The sequence below is a fragment of the Kribbella kalugense genome (genome assembly GCF_004365875.1).
Taxonomy (GTDB): Bacteria; Actinomycetota; Actinomycetes; order Propionibacteriales; family Kribbellaceae; genus Kribbella; species Kribbella kalugense.
The window spans coordinates 2,530,748-2,545,623 of record NZ_SODF01000001.1; the positions used below are offsets into that span (position 1 = coordinate 2,530,748).

At 67.3% G+C, this 14,876-nt stretch carries 10 protein-coding genes and 1 pseudogene; 2 read left to right on the plus strand and 9 right to left on the minus strand.

The genetic code is table 11. The features are described from left to right. Positions 1-1,441: 1,441 nt before the first annotated feature. Both EV650_RS41460 and EV650_RS11890 read right to left on the minus strand, forming a co-directional pair. Positions 1,442-1,966: pseudogene (locus EV650_RS41460) on the minus strand (protein kinase domain-containing protein); the annotation flags it as partial. Between the two features lie 254 nt (positions 1,967-2,220). Continuing rightward, complete coding sequence (locus EV650_RS11890; protein WP_134118237.1) at positions 2,221-4,335, minus strand: HNH endonuclease signature motif containing protein; 2,115 nt, start codon at positions 4,333-4,335, stop codon at positions 2,221-2,223. A 99-nt stretch (positions 4,336-4,434) separates the two neighbouring features. On the opposite strand from EV650_RS11890, the gene lipB reads away from it, so the two are divergent. Further along, positions 4,435-5,151, plus strand: coding sequence for a lipoyl(octanoyl) transferase LipB (lipB, locus tag EV650_RS11895; RefSeq protein WP_166678092.1), 717 nt, complete (start codon positions 4,435-4,437; stop codon positions 5,149-5,151). A 187-nt stretch (positions 5,152-5,338) separates the two neighbouring features. On the opposite strand, the gene EV650_RS11900 is transcribed toward lipB, so the two are convergent. Both EV650_RS11900 and EV650_RS11905 read right to left on the minus strand, forming a co-directional pair. Next, positions 5,339-6,769, minus strand: coding sequence for a sulfatase family protein (locus EV650_RS11900; protein ID WP_134118239.1), 1,431 nt, complete (start codon positions 6,767-6,769; stop codon positions 5,339-5,341). A gap of 5 nt (positions 6,770-6,774) precedes the next feature. Continuing rightward, complete coding sequence (locus EV650_RS11905) at positions 6,775-8,094, minus strand: sulfatase family protein (protein WP_134118241.1); 1,320 nt, start codon at positions 8,092-8,094, stop codon at positions 6,775-6,777. Between the two features lie 119 nt (positions 8,095-8,213). Here EV650_RS11905 and EV650_RS11910 point away from each other — a divergent pair, with 119 nt between their 5' ends. Further along, a complete protein-coding gene (locus EV650_RS11910) occupies positions 8,214-9,545 on the plus strand; it encodes an MFS transporter (protein ID WP_134118243.1) in 1,332 nt (443 codons plus the stop codon). Between the two features lie 3 nt (positions 9,546-9,548). On the opposite strand, the gene EV650_RS11915 is transcribed toward EV650_RS11910, so the two are convergent. The 5 genes from EV650_RS11915 to EV650_RS11935 all read right to left on the minus strand — a co-directional run bounded on the left by EV650_RS11915 (position 9,549) and on the right by EV650_RS11935 (position 14,824). Continuing rightward, a complete protein-coding gene (locus EV650_RS11915) occupies positions 9,549-10,517 on the minus strand; it encodes a LysR family transcriptional regulator (RefSeq protein WP_134118246.1) in 969 nt (322 codons plus the stop codon). Positions 10,518-10,626: 109 nt separating this feature from the next. Beyond that, on the minus strand, positions 10,627-11,793 hold the full coding sequence (locus EV650_RS11920) for an ABC transporter permease (RefSeq protein ID WP_134118248.1): 1,167 nt from the start codon (positions 11,791-11,793) through the stop codon (positions 10,627-10,629). Next, complete coding sequence (locus EV650_RS11925; RefSeq protein WP_134118250.1) at positions 11,790-12,671, minus strand: ABC transporter ATP-binding protein; 882 nt, start codon at positions 12,669-12,671, stop codon at positions 11,790-11,792. Before EV650_RS11925 ends, EV650_RS11920 begins: the two co-directional genes overlap by 4 nt. A gap of 130 nt (positions 12,672-12,801) precedes the next feature. Then, positions 12,802-13,473, minus strand: coding sequence for a response regulator (locus EV650_RS11930; RefSeq protein ID WP_134118252.1), 672 nt, complete (start codon positions 13,471-13,473; stop codon positions 12,802-12,804). Then, entirely contained in the window at positions 13,466-14,824 is a 1,359-nt protein-coding gene (locus tag EV650_RS11935) for a sensor histidine kinase (protein WP_134118254.1), read from the minus strand. The genes EV650_RS11930 and EV650_RS11935 overlap by 8 nt, the downstream gene beginning before the upstream one ends. Positions 14,825-14,876: the final 52 nt, after the last annotated feature.

A 14,876-nucleotide genomic window follows, 5' to 3' on the forward strand; every position in this document is an offset into this window, starting at 1 on the left:
GCACACGCGAAAGCGCGAGCGGTTCGTCACCATCCGGACTCTCATCCGACGAGCCCGGCCGCGGTCCACCAGGAAAACTAGGAACACCAGACGAGCCCGCATCGCCAGACCCACCAGACGACGCCGGGCCGCCGGGAAAGAGCGGAGGCGTCGCAGCAGGATCCGGAGAAGGCACAACAGGCACCCCAGTCAGCCCATCGCGAGCCGGTTCCGGCATCCCAGCCAGCTCACCGCGAGGCAGTTCTGGCATCCCAGTCAGCTCACTGCGAGGCGGTTCCGGCATCCCAGTCAGCTCACCGTGAGGCACCTCAGGTAGCCCGGTCGGCCCAACTGGAGGCGCACCAGACACCCCCGTTCGGTCAATGTGAGAGGCGCTGGACGTCCCAGTCCGGTCAACGGATGACGCACTCGGCACCCCGGTTGCGGCAGTGGAACGGACGACAGCAGTCGCGGTCGGATCCACGGCAGAGACAACAGACGACACATTCCGCCCAGCAGGAGAGGCACCCGGCAACCCGCTCCGATCAACAGGAGACCAGCCAGACAGCCCGATTGAGGCGTCCGGCCCGGCGCCCGCCGTCGCGGCGGGATCCATCGCGGAAACGCCGGGCGCCACAGTCGGCCCGACGGGAGAGCCACCAGACATCCCAATCCGGTCAGTGGGAGACTCATCAGAGGTCGTCCCCGTTGAGGCGCCTGGTCGGGCGACAGCGGTCGTCGCCGGATCCACGGCCGAGACGACAGGCGACACAGTCGGTCCAGCTGGAGATGCACCCGGCAAGCCGCTCCGATCGACAGGAGACCATCCAGGCAACCAGGTTGAGTCGCCCGGTCCGCCGACAGCCGTCGCGGTCGGATCCACCGCGGAAACGGCTGGCGACACAGTCGGCCCAGCAGGAGAGGCACCCGGCAACCCAGTCCGATCAACGGGAGACCAACCAGGCAACCAAGTTGAGTCGCCCGGTCCGCCCACAGCCGTCGCGGTCGGATCCACCGCGGAAACGGCTGGCGACACAGTCGGCCCAGCAGGAGATGCACCTGGCAACCCGGTCCGATCAACGGGAGACCATCCAGGCAACCAGGTTGAGTCGCTCGGTCCTGCGACGGGAGTCGTGGTCGGTTCCACCGCAGAGACTTCTGGCGACGCGGGTGGGCCGACGGGAGCGGCAGCGGGCGTGGCGGTCCAGTCAGCGGGAGAAGTACTCGGCATCCCGGTTGTGGAGGTGGGTGGGCCAAGGGAGGTTGCAGTTGGGATCGGGGGGACGGCTAGGTCTATGGGGGTGGGGGCGCCTAGGGAGAGGAGGCGGCGGGGTAGGGCGTGGAGTGGGGTTGTGGTGAAGAACTCTGGGGTGAAGATCTTGGGGTCTGCGCCTGCTTGGTGGGACAGGGTGGCGAGCGCGTGCAGGTCAGCGGTCGACGGGCCGGCGTGCAGGGTGGCGTCGGTCAGAATCGGGCGGCCGATGGCGTCGAACAGGATGTTATGGGGAGTGATATTGCCGTGTGTTAGCCCGGAGCGGTGGAGGTAGTTCACGGCCTCGGCCATTGGGGTTAGGACGGTGATCAACTCGCCGTGGGACAGGCGGCCGCGGCGGTCGAGGAGTGTGGCGAGGCTACCGGCGGTGAGGAACTGACTGATGAGGATCCAGTCGGTCTCGGTCTCGCGTACTTCCATCAACCGGGCGATGTGTGGGTGGCGGATGCGGGCCAGCACGCTCAGGTCTTCGCGGAGTCTTCGCTGGTCAGGAAGCGTGTTGATCGGTAGGTATTTGAGCGTCGCGTTGCGGCCCGAAACACGGTCACGTACCTGCCAGATAGTGCCGGCCGATCCGGACCCGAGCTTCCGGCGCAGGCTGTAACCGGCGATGTCTGCAAGGTCCATGCCCAAGAGGATGCACTGATCGCGCCACCGCCCGTCGAAGTTATCCACAAGGGGTGCTCGTTGCTCGACTGACTCGACGTCGCGCATCACAGCACCGGAATCGGCCTGAGTCAGCTGGGCTTCAGGTCAGCTCGGCCTGGTACCTCGCAGTACCCACGGCGCCGCCGCCGGAACCAGTCCTGAGGTGTGATCGGCCACTCGCGAAAGGTCCAACTCGAGCCCGCCTACGCACAGGCGACGCCTTGGTGCTGGCCTCCCGGGCCGAGTGCATTGCGGGAGGTCGAGGCGGGCAGGGCACTGTTTGACGTCGGCCGGCTTCAGATGTGTTTGCTCGCTGCGCGTCAGAACGGGGCCGGATCCGCGGCAGAGGGTCGGTGGCTTGCGAGCTCGGAGTCGCTTGCGACGTGGGCAGCAGGATTCCGACTTGGTGTTGGGTGGATTGGGGGTTGTTTGGCGGGAGGTTGCGGGCGGGTTGGGGGCTGTTGGTTGGCGGTGGGGTTGTTGGTGATTGGGCCTCGTGCTGGGGGGACGGTTGTGTAGCGGTGGCCGGTGGGAGCAATGAGAGTGACTGAGCCGTCGGGGTGGTTGGTGGTGGACCAGCCCCACTGTGGGGTGTCTTTGATTACGTGGTGGAACTCGCAGTAGGGGGCGAGTCCGGACAAGCTGGTGCGGCCTGATTGTGCGAACGGTGTGCCGTGGTCGCGGTCGCATTCGCGGGACGTTCGGTTGCAGCCCGGCCAGGCGCAGGTTGGGTGGCGTGCGAGGAGAGTTTCGCTGACCACTGCTCCGGGGTCATGGCGGGTGGTGGAGGCCTCGAGTACGGCTCCGTTGATCGGGTCGGTCAGGAGTCTTCGCCAGGTCCCGTCGGCGGCGATGCGGCGGGCCATCTCGGCTGGGATGGGGCCGTATCCGGTGAGCTCGCAGGGGTCGTCGTCCAGGCCGAGCAGGGTGGTGGCGGGGATGAGTACTTCGATGTGTGGGCGGCGTCGGTGCTGGTCCGGGAGTCTGCGGCCGAGCCAGTCGATGCCGTTGCGTAGCAGTTGCTCGAACAGGTCTGACGTGACGTCGGCGCGTCGTTGTTCGGCGGTCCGCTCATCACGCGACCGACCGCGATCCCCGGTCCCGGCGCCGACCGCGGGATCGGCGCTCGCCTCTGGATCTGGCTCGAGTCTCGCGGCCGATCCAGTTGCCGATGTGGTCAACGGTGTGGTCGAGCCGGTGGTCGGCGTGGTCGTGCTGTCCGACGTGGTCGGAGTACCTGCGTTGGTCGGCGTACCAGCGTTGGTTGGGGCGGTCGTGTTTGGGGTGGGGCGTTTGGCTAGGTTGGCTAGGGCTTGGATTACTACCCACATTTGCTGGATTTTGTCGGCGGTGTGGACGACCCAGAGGCCAGCCATGCCGTCGGGTAGCGGGACGATTTTGCAGGTGCGTTCTGTGACGGCTTCGCGGTGGCGGTCGGCTTCGGTGGCGGCGGCGTACTTGGCGACTTGGGTGCGTAGGGATCGGCGGAGGTTCGCGTGGGTTTGGGTGGCGGCTCGGCGGAGTACGTGGGATTCGACTGCCTGGGCGTCGGCGTCTGAGAGGGAGCGGGTGGCTTCGGAGATCGACAGTGCCTTGGACCAGGTCAGAGCGCCGGTCTTCAGGGCGGCGTGGGTCGCGGTCAACGGGCCGGTTAGTTGGAGGGCGGTGTCGATGTGGCGGGCGGCCGTGTCTGTTGAGAGGTGTAGCGCGGCACCGATTTCGGCGGCCCAAGAACGCTCGGGGTCGATCGGACGGCCTGAACCATCGAGCCGAGGTGGGCATGGCCGGCCGGTCCGCTGGTCGGCGTGTTGGGCTCGGCGCTGGCGGTAGAACGAGGCGGTTGCGCTGGCCTTGATCGATTCTGCCCAGCTGATCATTCGGGCGGCGGCTTTGACGAGTTCGATTAGGGCGATTGGCGACTCGTACTGGGGGCGGACCGGTTCGAGTGCGGCGGCGAGGGCGGCGCCCGGCGGTAGGAATACCCACGTGGGTGCGTTGCGGCGCAGCATGGCCCGCTCTACTTCGTCCTGTTCGACTCCGGCCCACAGCTCCCACTCCAGGGCATCGACTGCGGACATCGGTGGGAAGTCGTCGTACAGGTCTTCCTCGGAGAACAGCCTTGGGCCGTTGGGGTCGTCCGGGTCGCACAGGTCGTCGGGTGGGGCGAGCGCACCAGCCGCCTCCATCGCCGCCAGGTCGGCTGCCAGCTCGGCCTCGAAGCGCTCGGCCAGCACGGCGTTGAAACGTGCGGGCTGCTCGATGTCGGCGTACCCAGGCGATTCTGCCGATGATGTGATCGACGGCTGCAGTGGTGAGGCGATGCCAGGTGCGGCGGAGGTAGACGGGGTCAGACCGGGTGGGGCGACGGGCATGTCGGTGCTTCCGGGGAAGCGCTGGTCTCCGGGGGTTGGGGGTGACACCGACGTCATCGTCATGTGACTATATTAGAACATGTGTTCGACTCGAACAAATCGAGTGCGGAGGTGATGGAGGGCACCTGCTGGCGTGGTTGTGGGGCGCTTACACTCGGAGGTGTGAGGGCTATCAAGTATGTGGAAGCCGGATTCGGGGCCGACGCGGTGGACTACGAGACCGCGTGGGCGGAGCAGCGGCGTCTGCACGCGGAAGTTGCCGAGGGCACCGGTTCGGACACGGTGATCCTGCTGGAGCACCCGCCGGTGTATACGGCAGGCAAGCGCACTGAGCCGCAGGAGCGGCCGGTTGACGGTACGCCGGTTGTGGACGTGGATCGCGGCGGGAAGATCACTTGGCACGGTCCGGGTCAGCTGGTTGGGTACCCGATCGTGAAGCTTGCCTCACATGTGTACGTCGTGGACTACGTTCGGCGGCTCGAGGAGGCGTTGATCGGGGTTTGTGCGGAGCTTGGCGTGAAGACCGGGCGGGTCAAGGGCCGCAGTGGGGTCTGGGTTGCGGCCGATGATCGCGGCCGGGAGCGGAAGGTCGCGGCGATCGGGATTCGCGTTGCGCAAGGTGTGACGATGCACGGCTTCTCGCTGAACTGCAGCAACGACCTCACCTGGTACGACCGGATCGTGCCGTGCGGCATCTCGGATGCGGACGTGACGACGCTGTCGAAGGAGCTTGGCCGCGAGGTGGCGGTGACTGAGGTGCTGGATTCGGTACGGCGGCACCTGGACGAGTTGCTCGCGTGGGACGAGTACGAGCGCAGCCCGGACATCGAGCACGCTGACGAGGAGCCAACCGCGATCACGTACGGCCTGACGGTCTGAGGCGACGCGCCGTCGCGTGCGGCGCCCGCCAGAGCAGGTGTGCGCGAGCGTCCGGTCAGAGCGCAGCTCGAAACACGCAGTCCGAGTGGGAGCGCGACAACGCACCCCGTCAGTGCAGCGCTGCGAGACGCCCACCAGAGTGACGTCGTTGGTCACCAGCGTGAGGCGTCGTGTGTGTTGGGTGGGGTTAGGGGGTTGGGAGTGGGGGGAGGCCTACTTTGGTGCGCCAGGTGGTGTGTTGGGTTTGGAGGTGGGTGGCGATGGCGGAGTGGGTGGTGTAGTGGTTGGTTTGTTCGGTGATGTCTTCGGCTAGGTTTGCTAGGAACCAGCCCTCGCCCATGGGGGCGTGTTCGTAGGACTTCAGGTGTTGGGTGTTGGCGTCGTTGGCGACCCAGCTGAGTTTCCAGGGGCCTGATCGGACGGCCCATTGGAATTCGCAGTCCCAGTGGAGGGTCTCGTGTTGGAGGTCGGACTCGCCGGCGAGGGTCGGGAGGATGTTGAGGCCGTCGAAGGCCTCCCCCGCGGCTTCCGCGGCGCCCTCGACTCCCGCGGCTCCGGCGACTCCCACGGCCCCCGTGGCGCCTGCGGCTGCGGTCAGGGTGGGGACTAGGTCGAGGGTGCTGACCAGGGCGTCGGTGCGGCGGCCGGCTGGTAGGTGGCCTGGCCAGCGCCAGATCATCGGGATGCGGATGCCGCCGTCCCACAGCGTGTACTTCGTTCCGCGGAGCGGGGTGTTGTCGCCGAAGTTGCAGGTCGAGCCGCCGTTGTCGGTGATGTAGACGACGATGGTGTCGTCGCCGGCGGCGTCGAGGAGCCGGCCGATCTCGGCGTCCATCAGTTCCAGTTGGGCGAGGTAGTACTCGCGGCCGTGCGGCAGGTTCGGCACGATCACGTCGTCGTACCACTCGACGAACGAGCCGTCGGTGTCGGGCGACCAGTCGTGGAAGGCCGGTAGACCGCGTGCTTCGAGCTCGGAGTCGGGCAGCTGCCAGCAGAAGTTGTGGACGGCGTTGAAGGCCACCATGCAGAAGTACGGTCGCTCGTCCTCAGCGGTCATGAACTCCCCCGCGCGTCGGCCGAACTCGGCCGTCAGGAAGCCCTCGTGCTCGACCGGTGTGTCGCCGGACAGCAGTGGTTGCACGGCCATGTGGTGCGCTGCGGGCTGGCCGTACGACGTCATTGCGTCGTCCGAGTGGTGCAGGTAGTTCAGGCGGCCGAAGGACTGCCCAGCCAGTCCGTAGAGCGTCTCCTCGAAACCGTGGTGCGGCGGACAACCCCTGTCCCCCACGTTCTCTTGGCCGTAGTGCACCTTGCCGAAGTACCCGGTCCGGTAGCCCTGGTCACGCAGGAGTTCTGCAAGCGTCGGTACGTCGTTCGGCGGGAACGCGGCCGACTCGAACCACTGACCGCCCCACCGCTGCTGGTAGCGCCCGGAGATGATCGCGGCCCGGGACGGACTGCAGATCGGTGCGGTCACATAAGCGTCCGTGCAGGTGACGCCCTCCGCAGCGAGGCGGTCCAGAGCCGGCGTGTGTACGTCGGGGTGCAGGCCGAGCCCGCCGCGATCGGCGTACCCGTGGTCGTCGGAAACGATCAGCAGAATGTTGGGCGCGGTCATGGAGCTCAGCCTCTCGAAGCAGTCGAGGCCGCCATCCGGGCAGCCTGGTCGGATTTGGCCCGGGCGTCGGTCGCATCGGGGTCCAGCAGCAATCTCAGCTCGGCATCCAGGCGCCGCACCAGAGGTGGATCACCGGACAGGTCGTGGAGCTCGAGTGGGTCGTCGGCGAGGTTGAAGACCTGGGGTGGGTGCTCGGCGCCGTAGTAGCAGTACTTCCACGGTCCGGACTTGAGCATGAAGCCTCCGTCGACCATTCCTTGGGCGTGGTACTCCGAGAGCACCGGGCGGTCCACGGGGTCGAGCAAGGTGTGACCGGGAAGAGCTGGGTCCGCAGAGAGGCCGGCTATGTCGCGGAGTGTCGGCAGCAGGTCGACCAGGCTGACCTGCGCATCGGTCCGGCCTGCAGACAGGGACGGGTGACGCAGGAGGAGCGGAATGCGTACTGCGGGCTCGTAGAAGCACTGCTTCTGCCAGATGCCCTGGTGGCCGGCCATTTCACCGTGATCGCTGGTGTAGATGACCACTGTGTCGTCCGGTACTGCGGCCAGCAGCCGGCCGATCTGGTGGTCGAGGTGACTGATCAGCGCCCAATAGCAGACCGTCGCCTCCCGGAACTGCTCCTCTGTCAGCGACTCGTCGTTGCGGAAGCCATGTCGGAGCAACGAGATCACTGGGTGCTGGTCGTCAGCAGCAGCTGGCAGTTCGACATCGGCGGCGTCGTACAGCGCACGGAACTCCGGTGGGGCGACCAACGGAAAGTGCGGATGCATGTAGCCGACGTACAGCAGGAATGGGTCCTCACCAGGTGCACGCAGGAAGTCCACAGCGGCGTCGGTAGCAGCGATGTCGTGCTGCGTGTGCACGTGGTCGCCGGTGCCCTGTTCGGTGACGTGTGAGTTGGTGGGCCGCCGCCAGTCCGGCGTACGACGGGGTGGACGGCCGCTGTGGTCGAGCCAGAAGGCCAGGTCGTCGGTGAGGCGTCTGTCGAAGCCCAGCAAGCGGTCTGGTCCGTTGAAATGCGTTCGACCCGCGATCACCGAGGTGTAGCCGGCCTCGCGCAGATGGTGACCCCAGGTGCGGTACGACGGCCCTGGGATCACGCCGTTGTCCCAGGCCCCGATCTGGTGCACGTACCGACCAGACAGCAGCGACAGCCGAGACGGGACGCACATCGGGCTGTTTGTGTACGCGCGGTCGAACGAAAGGCCCTGTGCGGCCAGGCGATCCAGATGCGGTGTCTGGACGTGCGAGTGGCCGGCCCACCCGGCTGCGGCGGCGGTGTGCTCGTCAGACAGGACTACGAGGATGTTCGGAGGACGGTCCACGGGTACAGCCTAGGCAAACGGTTGCCGGTGCGCTTGGGGCGGATGTGTCTGGTGTGGCGTTCCGGAAGGCGCCGAAGTGTCTGCGGGGTGTGACGGCAGATCGTCGCTACCTTGGGGTTGTGTCCAAATTTCTTGGGTTCTTGCTCGGCGTAGTCGTTGCTCTGGCCGGTCCGGCCGTGTTCGGGGTGCTCGCCGCGCCGGGTGGTATCGAGCTGAACACGAAGGAGATGGCGCTTGCCTTCGGCATCGGCGCGCTGATCTTCTGGGCCGTGGTGTCGTACTTCTCGGGCGCCGGCGCGCTCGGGGCGTTCCTTGCCTTCGGCGCCCTGATCTACTGCTGGCTCTGGATCCCGAACCGGACCACGAACTTCCTGAACGACGTCCCCGGCGTCACCAACGGGATGATCGACGGGTCGAAGCAGTACACGCTGAACGGCGTCGTGCCGATCCTCGCGGTGATCTCGCTGGTGTACTCGATCCAGCTGATCACCCGCGGCGTGCAGCGTCGTCGGCGCGAGCGGGCCGACGACGAGCGGCTGCAGCGCGAGCAGGAGGCGGCGCAGGCGCAGCAGGAGGCGGACGTCGCGGCCGTGTACCCGGTTGCCGGGAGCACCTATCAGGCGCCGCCGCCGTACGAGAGCCACTCCCGCTTCGACGACCTGTTCGACGAGCCGGAGCCCGAGCCGATGGTTGAGCAGCCGGTCCGGCCGCGGAATCAGGCGGACGAGCAGACTGCTCAGTTCCCGGTGCGCGAGGAGGGTACGGCGGGGAGCGAGCAGACTGCGCTGTTCCCGCAAGCCGATGCCCAGAGCAACGAGACGGGCGACGAGCAAGGTTATGAAGGCGGCGACGAGACTGTGATCGCGCCGGCGGCTGAGGTGCAGGAGCCTGAAGCACCCGCCGCCCAGGAGGCTCCGGCAGCCGAAGAAACGCAGCCGGTCGAAGCAACCCGGCCAATGCAGGAAACGCAGGCGGCCGACGAGACCAAGCCCGTCGAAGAGACGCCGCCGGTCGAGGAGACCAAGGCAGTCGAGGAAACCAAGCCGGTCCAGGAAACGCAGACGGCCGAGGCAACCCAGCCCGCCTCAGCGACCCAGCCAGTCCAGGAGACCGCGCCGGTCCAGAAGACCCAACCGGTCGAGGAAACCAGGCCGATGCAGGAAACGCAGGCCGTCGAAGCGACCCAGCCGGTCCAGGAAACCAAACCGGTCCAGGAAACCAAACCGGTCCACGAGACCCAGCCGGTCCAGGAAACCAAGGCAGTCGAGGTCACGAAGCCGGTCGAAGAGGCGAAACCTGTGGAGGAGACCAAGGCTTTTCCGGTGGTGGAGCCTAGGAAGGTGACTCCGAAGGAGGAGATGGGGTCTCAGTATCGGGAGCGGATGGAGGACCCGGAGGACACCGGGGAATTCCACATGGCGTTCGAGAACCCGGTCGTCAAGCCCGCGTAACCCTCAAGCGACGTGCATGCGCTGCTGATGTTGCCCGCGCCGCGCATGCTCAGTTATCGCCTCGTCGTACGCCGCACTAGCCATATCGAGCACGTCCCCCGCCATCTGTGCCCGAGGTGACTCGATGCTCCAAGCGAGCACCAGTTTCCGGTGAATCGGATCCCCGACCAGCGTCCGAGTCGTGACGTCCGACGAAATCATCCGGTACGACGTAGGCGAGATCAGCGCGACCCCTTGCCCACTAGTCACGAACCCCATCAGCACCGACGTATCAACCGAATGATGCTCGACCTTCGGCTGGAACCCAGCCGCCTCGCAAGCCGCCCGGAACAGCACGTGGAACCCGCTATCGTCCGGCGGCTCCCCGATCCACTCCTCGTCCGACAGCAGCGCCAGGTCGACCTCGCCACGCGCCCGGGACGACTCCGCGACCGGGTGATCCGCGGACAAAGCGACGTACGCCGACTCTGACTCAACGACCGTGGTCGACTCGACCCCGGTCGGCAGCCGCAGCTCGAACCCGGGGAACTCACGCAGTAGCGCGAAGTCCAGCCGCCCGCTCTCCAGCTGCTGCAACAGCACGCTGGTAGACCACTCGACCTCGATGCTCACCTGCTCGATCTCGCCATGTGAGCGCAGCCGGGACGCGATCCCGGACATCGGCGCGGTCGGGAACCCACCGAGCCGGACGGCAGACGATTCCACCGCGGTCATCGCGGACACGGTCGCCGCGAGGTGATCGACGTCGACCAGGATGGCTCGTGCGCGATCGACGGCGTACCGGCCGAGCGGGGTCGGCGTGACGCCGGTGCGGGAGCGCTCGAACAGCTCCCCGCCGAACGCCGCCTCGATTCGCTTCAGCTGCGCGGTCAGGCTCGGCTGGCTGACCTTGAGCCAGCGGGCAGCCCGTCCGACGGACCCCGCTTCAGCCACCAGGACCACCACCCGCAGGTGGCGCAGCTCGACGTTCATGCGTTGAGACCGTAGTCCAGGTGTAGGCACAGCACACAGGTACCCAACATTGCGGTTTCATCACAGCCCGGCCCGGAGCTGTAACGCCGGACCGGGCTGTGACGATGTGCTACGAATTTTCGAGGGCCAAGGCTTCCCTGTAACCGAGCCGGCGGCCCGTCTGCAGCAACGTTCGCTCGTACAGCCGCGCTCCCAGGCGGACGATGAGCACGGTCGCCGCGAGCAGGATCGCGATCGCGACCAGCGGCTGCCAGACCGGCACGTCCTCGGTCAGCATCCGGCCCGGCATCGACATCGACGACGCGATCGGGACGAACGACGCCACCGTCTTCGCCGACGACCCCGCGAACACCGAGAAGAAGAATGGAATCATCAGGATCATCTGGCCCGGCAGCGTGGTCGACCCGAGGTCCTCCTGCCGGGTGGCCAGCGAACCCGCGACCGCCCACAGCCCGGCCAGCGCCACGAACCCGAGTACGAAGAACACCACGAACCAGCCTGCAACCGGCGCCACCACCTCGAGTACGTCGGCCTGGTCAGTGGCCAGCAACCCGATCAGCGACGCGGCCGCGATCACCACGATCTGGGACAGCGCCAGCACCGTGTTCCCGAGAACCTTGCCCCACAGCAGCGACCGGATCGGCACCGCGGCGGCCAGGATCTCGACGACCCGGCTCTCCTTCTCCTGTACGACGCTCTGCGCGATCATCATCCCGAAGCCGAGCGCGGTCATGTAGAAGACCAGCGCCAGCCCGATGTTCACGAACTGCGAGACGAGCTCCGGCAACGGGCCGGGGTCCAGCAGCTGCAACTCGACCTTCGTACCGGAGTGCAACTGGGAAGGAGTCAGCCCCGCCTTCGAGGCGTTCGTCTCCATCCCGACGGTCGCGGCCGCCTCGCGCAGCCCGCTCTCGATCCCCGTGTCGACATGGTCCTTGCCGACTACGACGTACCCGTCATCGCCGGGCAGCAGCGCCGCTTTGACGTCGCCGTCCGTGACGAGCTTCTCGGCGGCCGGGCGGTCGGCGGCTCGGGTGATCTCATAGCCGTCGCCGCCAACCGTCGTCGATGCTTGCTGGACGACTTTGGAACCCCCGTCATCGATGACCGCGATCTTGTCCGCGCCGCCCTTGCCGGCGAGGATCGCGGGCAGGATCACCGCGACCATCACGATGAACAGCATCACCAGGGTCGAGCCGATGAAGGTCTTGTCCCGCAGCTTCGTGCTGATCTCGCGCTCGGCGATCAGCGCCCACGGCCTGTCCAGTGCGTTCATCGGGTCGCCTCCCGGAAGACGTCGCTGAGCGCCACTCGCTCCGGCCCGAACTCCAGCACCGGCCCGCGAGTGATCGCCTCCTGCAGGATCTTCTGCTCCAACGCGCCCTCCTCCACGTCGAACAGCGCCGTACCGCCCGCGACGTCACGGACCCGGATCCCGCGGACGTCACGCAGCCAGCCCGCGTCTCCGTCCACCACCAAGCGGTACGTCGTTGTCGGCCCGGCAGCCAGCTGCGCAACGGGGCCTGCGGCAACGACCTTGCCCCTGGACAGCACGACGAGGTCGTCGCACAACCGCTCGACCAGGTCGAGCTGGTGGCTGGAGAACAGCACCGGCACCTCCGGCGTGACCTCCTCGCGGAGCAGGTCCACCATCGCGTCGACGGCCAGCGGGTCGAGGCCGCTGAACGGCTCGTCCAGCACCAGCGCGATCGGCTCGTGCACCAGCGCGGCCGCGATCTGCACCCGTTGCTGGTTCCCCAGCGACAGAGCCTCGAGTACGTCGGTCGCCCGCTCGGCGAGCCCGAGCCGCTCGAGCAGCTTGTCGGTGCGTTCCGCGGCGCGGTCCGGGTCGAGCCCGTGCAGCCGGCCGAAGAACACCAGCTGGTCGCGGATCTTCATCTTCGGGTACAGCCCGCGTTCCTCGGGCATGTAGCCGAAGTCCCGGCGTACCTCCGGTGTCAGCTGTTCGCCTTGCCACTGCACCTGGCCCGAGTTCGCCGCCAGGACGCCGAGAATGATCCGCATCGTGGTCGTCTTCCCGGCCCCGTTGGCCCCGACGAATCCGGTCATCCGGCCCGGTACGACGTCGAACGTCACGTCGTCCAGTGCCAGCTGATCACCGAACCGCCGGGTGAGCCCAGCCACCCTGAGCATGTGTCACCGATCCCATCAGGTCTGCCCCCGTCGGGTTGGTCTACCCGACACTGACCAAGCTAGTCAGCGCACACCTGCCCGCACGTCGCCCGCAGGGGTGATCACTGGGGTCATTCGCCAGGCGGACAGATCAGGACGATGCGTCATCACCGGGCGTGACTAGACCACATTCATAAGCGAAGACGACCGCCTGGACACGGTCGCGAAGGCCCAACTTCAAAAGCACCCGGGAGACGTGGGTCTTCACAGTTGCCTCGCCGACGAAGAGCTGGTTCGCGATCTCGGTGTTGGTCAGGCCACGCGCGATCAGGCCGAGGACCTCCCGCTCGCGCTCGGTCAGGTCCTCCAGCAGGTCCGGCCGGTACACGCGCTCGCCGCCACCGGCGAACCGCTTGATCACCCGCCGAGTCACCTCCGGCGCAAGCAGCGCATGCCCGGAGTGCACGATCTGGATCGCCTCGACCAGGTCCTCCGGCGCGGTGTTCTTCAGCAGGAACCCGCTCGCCCCGGCGCCGAGCGACTCGAACAGATAGTCGTCCCGGTCGAATGTGGTCAGGATCACGACCTTGCCCGCGTCCTCCGCGACGATCCGCTGGGTCGCGGAGATCCCGTCCATCCCGGGCATCTGGACGTCCATCAGTACGACGTCCGGCCGCAACGCCAGCGCCAGCTCGATCGCCTTCTCGCCGTCGGACGCCTCACCGACGACCTCGATGTCCGGCTCGACCGACAGGATCATCCGGAAGCCGGCCCGGACCAGGTCCTGGTCGTCTACCAGCAGCACCCGCATCGGGTCAGCCATCGGTCCCTCCAGACATCGGGTGATCCAGGGGAATCCGGACCCGGACCCGGAATCCTCCCACGGGCCGCGGGCCGATCTCGCTCTCGCCGCCGAGCAGGCCGACCCGTTCGCGGATCCCGACATGGCCGAGCCGGCTGCCCACTGGCGCGTGCTTCGGCCGGCCGTCGTCGAGCACCTCGAGCTCGATCGCCTCGCCGAGATAACGCAACGTGAGGTGCGCACTGCGGGCCGTCGAGTGCTTCCGGACGTTCGCGAGCGCCTCCTGGGCGATCCGGTACACCGACACGGAGACGGTCTTCGGCAGCTCGGCCGGCGGGCCGATCTGGTGAAAGCCGACCTCCAGGCCCTGGCCGTTCACCTCCGCGATGAGCGCCGGCAGCCGGTCGGCACCCGCCTGCGGCGCCTTCGGATCCGGCCCACTGACGTCGAGATCGGGGTCCGCCGCCCGGAGCATGCCGAGCAGCTGTCGCATCTCGTTCACGGCGCTCCGGCTGGAGTCCTCGATCACGTTCAGCGCGTTCTTGGCGGCCTCCGGATCGGTGTCCATCACCCGCCGAGCGCCACCCGCCTGGACGCCGATGCTGCTGATGTGGTGGGCAACGACGTCGTGCAACTCCCGCGAGATCCGCAGCCGCTCGTCGATCACCGCGCGGCGGGCGTTGGCCTCCTGCTGGGCGGCGAGCTCGGTGGCCTGTTGCTCCAGCTCGTGCCGCTGCCGCGCGATCCCCCACGCTGTCCGGCCCCAGAAATAGGCGCCGAAGAAGTAGAGGGCATTCAGCGCCACGGTCAGGACGACGCTGGAGACGTACGGCGAGAACAGCGCGTGGTTCGGCCCCTCGATCGAGTTGGCGCGCAGCGCCCTGACGAAGTTGATCGTCAGCCAGCCGAACATGGCCACGAAGACGAGAGCCACCGAAGCCTTCATCAGCCGCCGGTCCCGCGCCCAGGCAACCGCCGCGTAGATGGCCATGAACATGGTCATCTGGGTGACCAGGTTGCCGGCGAAGGCGAACGTGACCCGCTCGCCGTTGACCACGAACAGCACCGCGACCGCGAGCAGGACCGGGATCGGGTACCGGCGGCGGAAGGCCAGCGGCAGGGCGACCGCCGCACTCAGCACATAGGCCTCGACCCCGCCGATCCCGAGGTGCACCGGCATCGTCGCGGAGCCGCGGGCCAGCTCGGTCCCGAGCACCGCGGCAACCGCCATCCCGAGCCCCAGCAACACGTCGGTACGTCGCTCCCGCGCAGTCGGACCGGGTCGCACCCAGCCGCGGACCGTGGTCCCGGTGGCAGGCGGTGTCCCCGGTTCAGCGCCCGAAGACGTCGTACCGAGCTCAAGCGTGGACATAGCTCATCAGCCTAGGGCCTGATCACCCCTGTCAGTCGCCGCGTACTCTTAG

Bases quoted from the DNA above. Each gene is read 5' to 3' on its own strand.
- EV650_RS11925 (WP_134118250.1), bottom strand. From the start codon at position 12,671: ATGCTCAGGGTGGCTGGGCTCACCCGGCGGTTCGGTGATCAGCTGGCA.
- EV650_RS11900 (WP_134118239.1), bottom strand. From the start codon at position 6,769: ATGACCGCGCCCAACATTCTGCTGATCGTTTCCGACGACCACGGGTAC.
- EV650_RS11935 (WP_134118254.1), bottom strand. From the start codon at position 14,824: ATGTCCACGCTTGAGCTCGGTACGACGTCTTCGGGCGCTGAACCGGGG.
- EV650_RS11930 (WP_134118252.1), bottom strand. From the start codon at position 13,473: ATGGCTGACCCGATGCGGGTGCTGCTGGTAGACGACCAGGACCTGGTC.
- EV650_RS11890 (WP_134118237.1), bottom strand. From the start codon at position 4,335: ATGACGATGACGTCGGTGTCACCCCCAACCCCCGGAGACCAGCGCTTC.
- EV650_RS11915 (WP_134118246.1), bottom strand. From the start codon at position 10,517: ATGAACGTCGAGCTGCGCCACCTGCGGGTGGTGGTCCTGGTGGCTGAA.
- EV650_RS11920 (WP_134118248.1), bottom strand. From the start codon at position 11,793: ATGAACGCACTGGACAGGCCGTGGGCGCTGATCGCCGAGCGCGAGATC.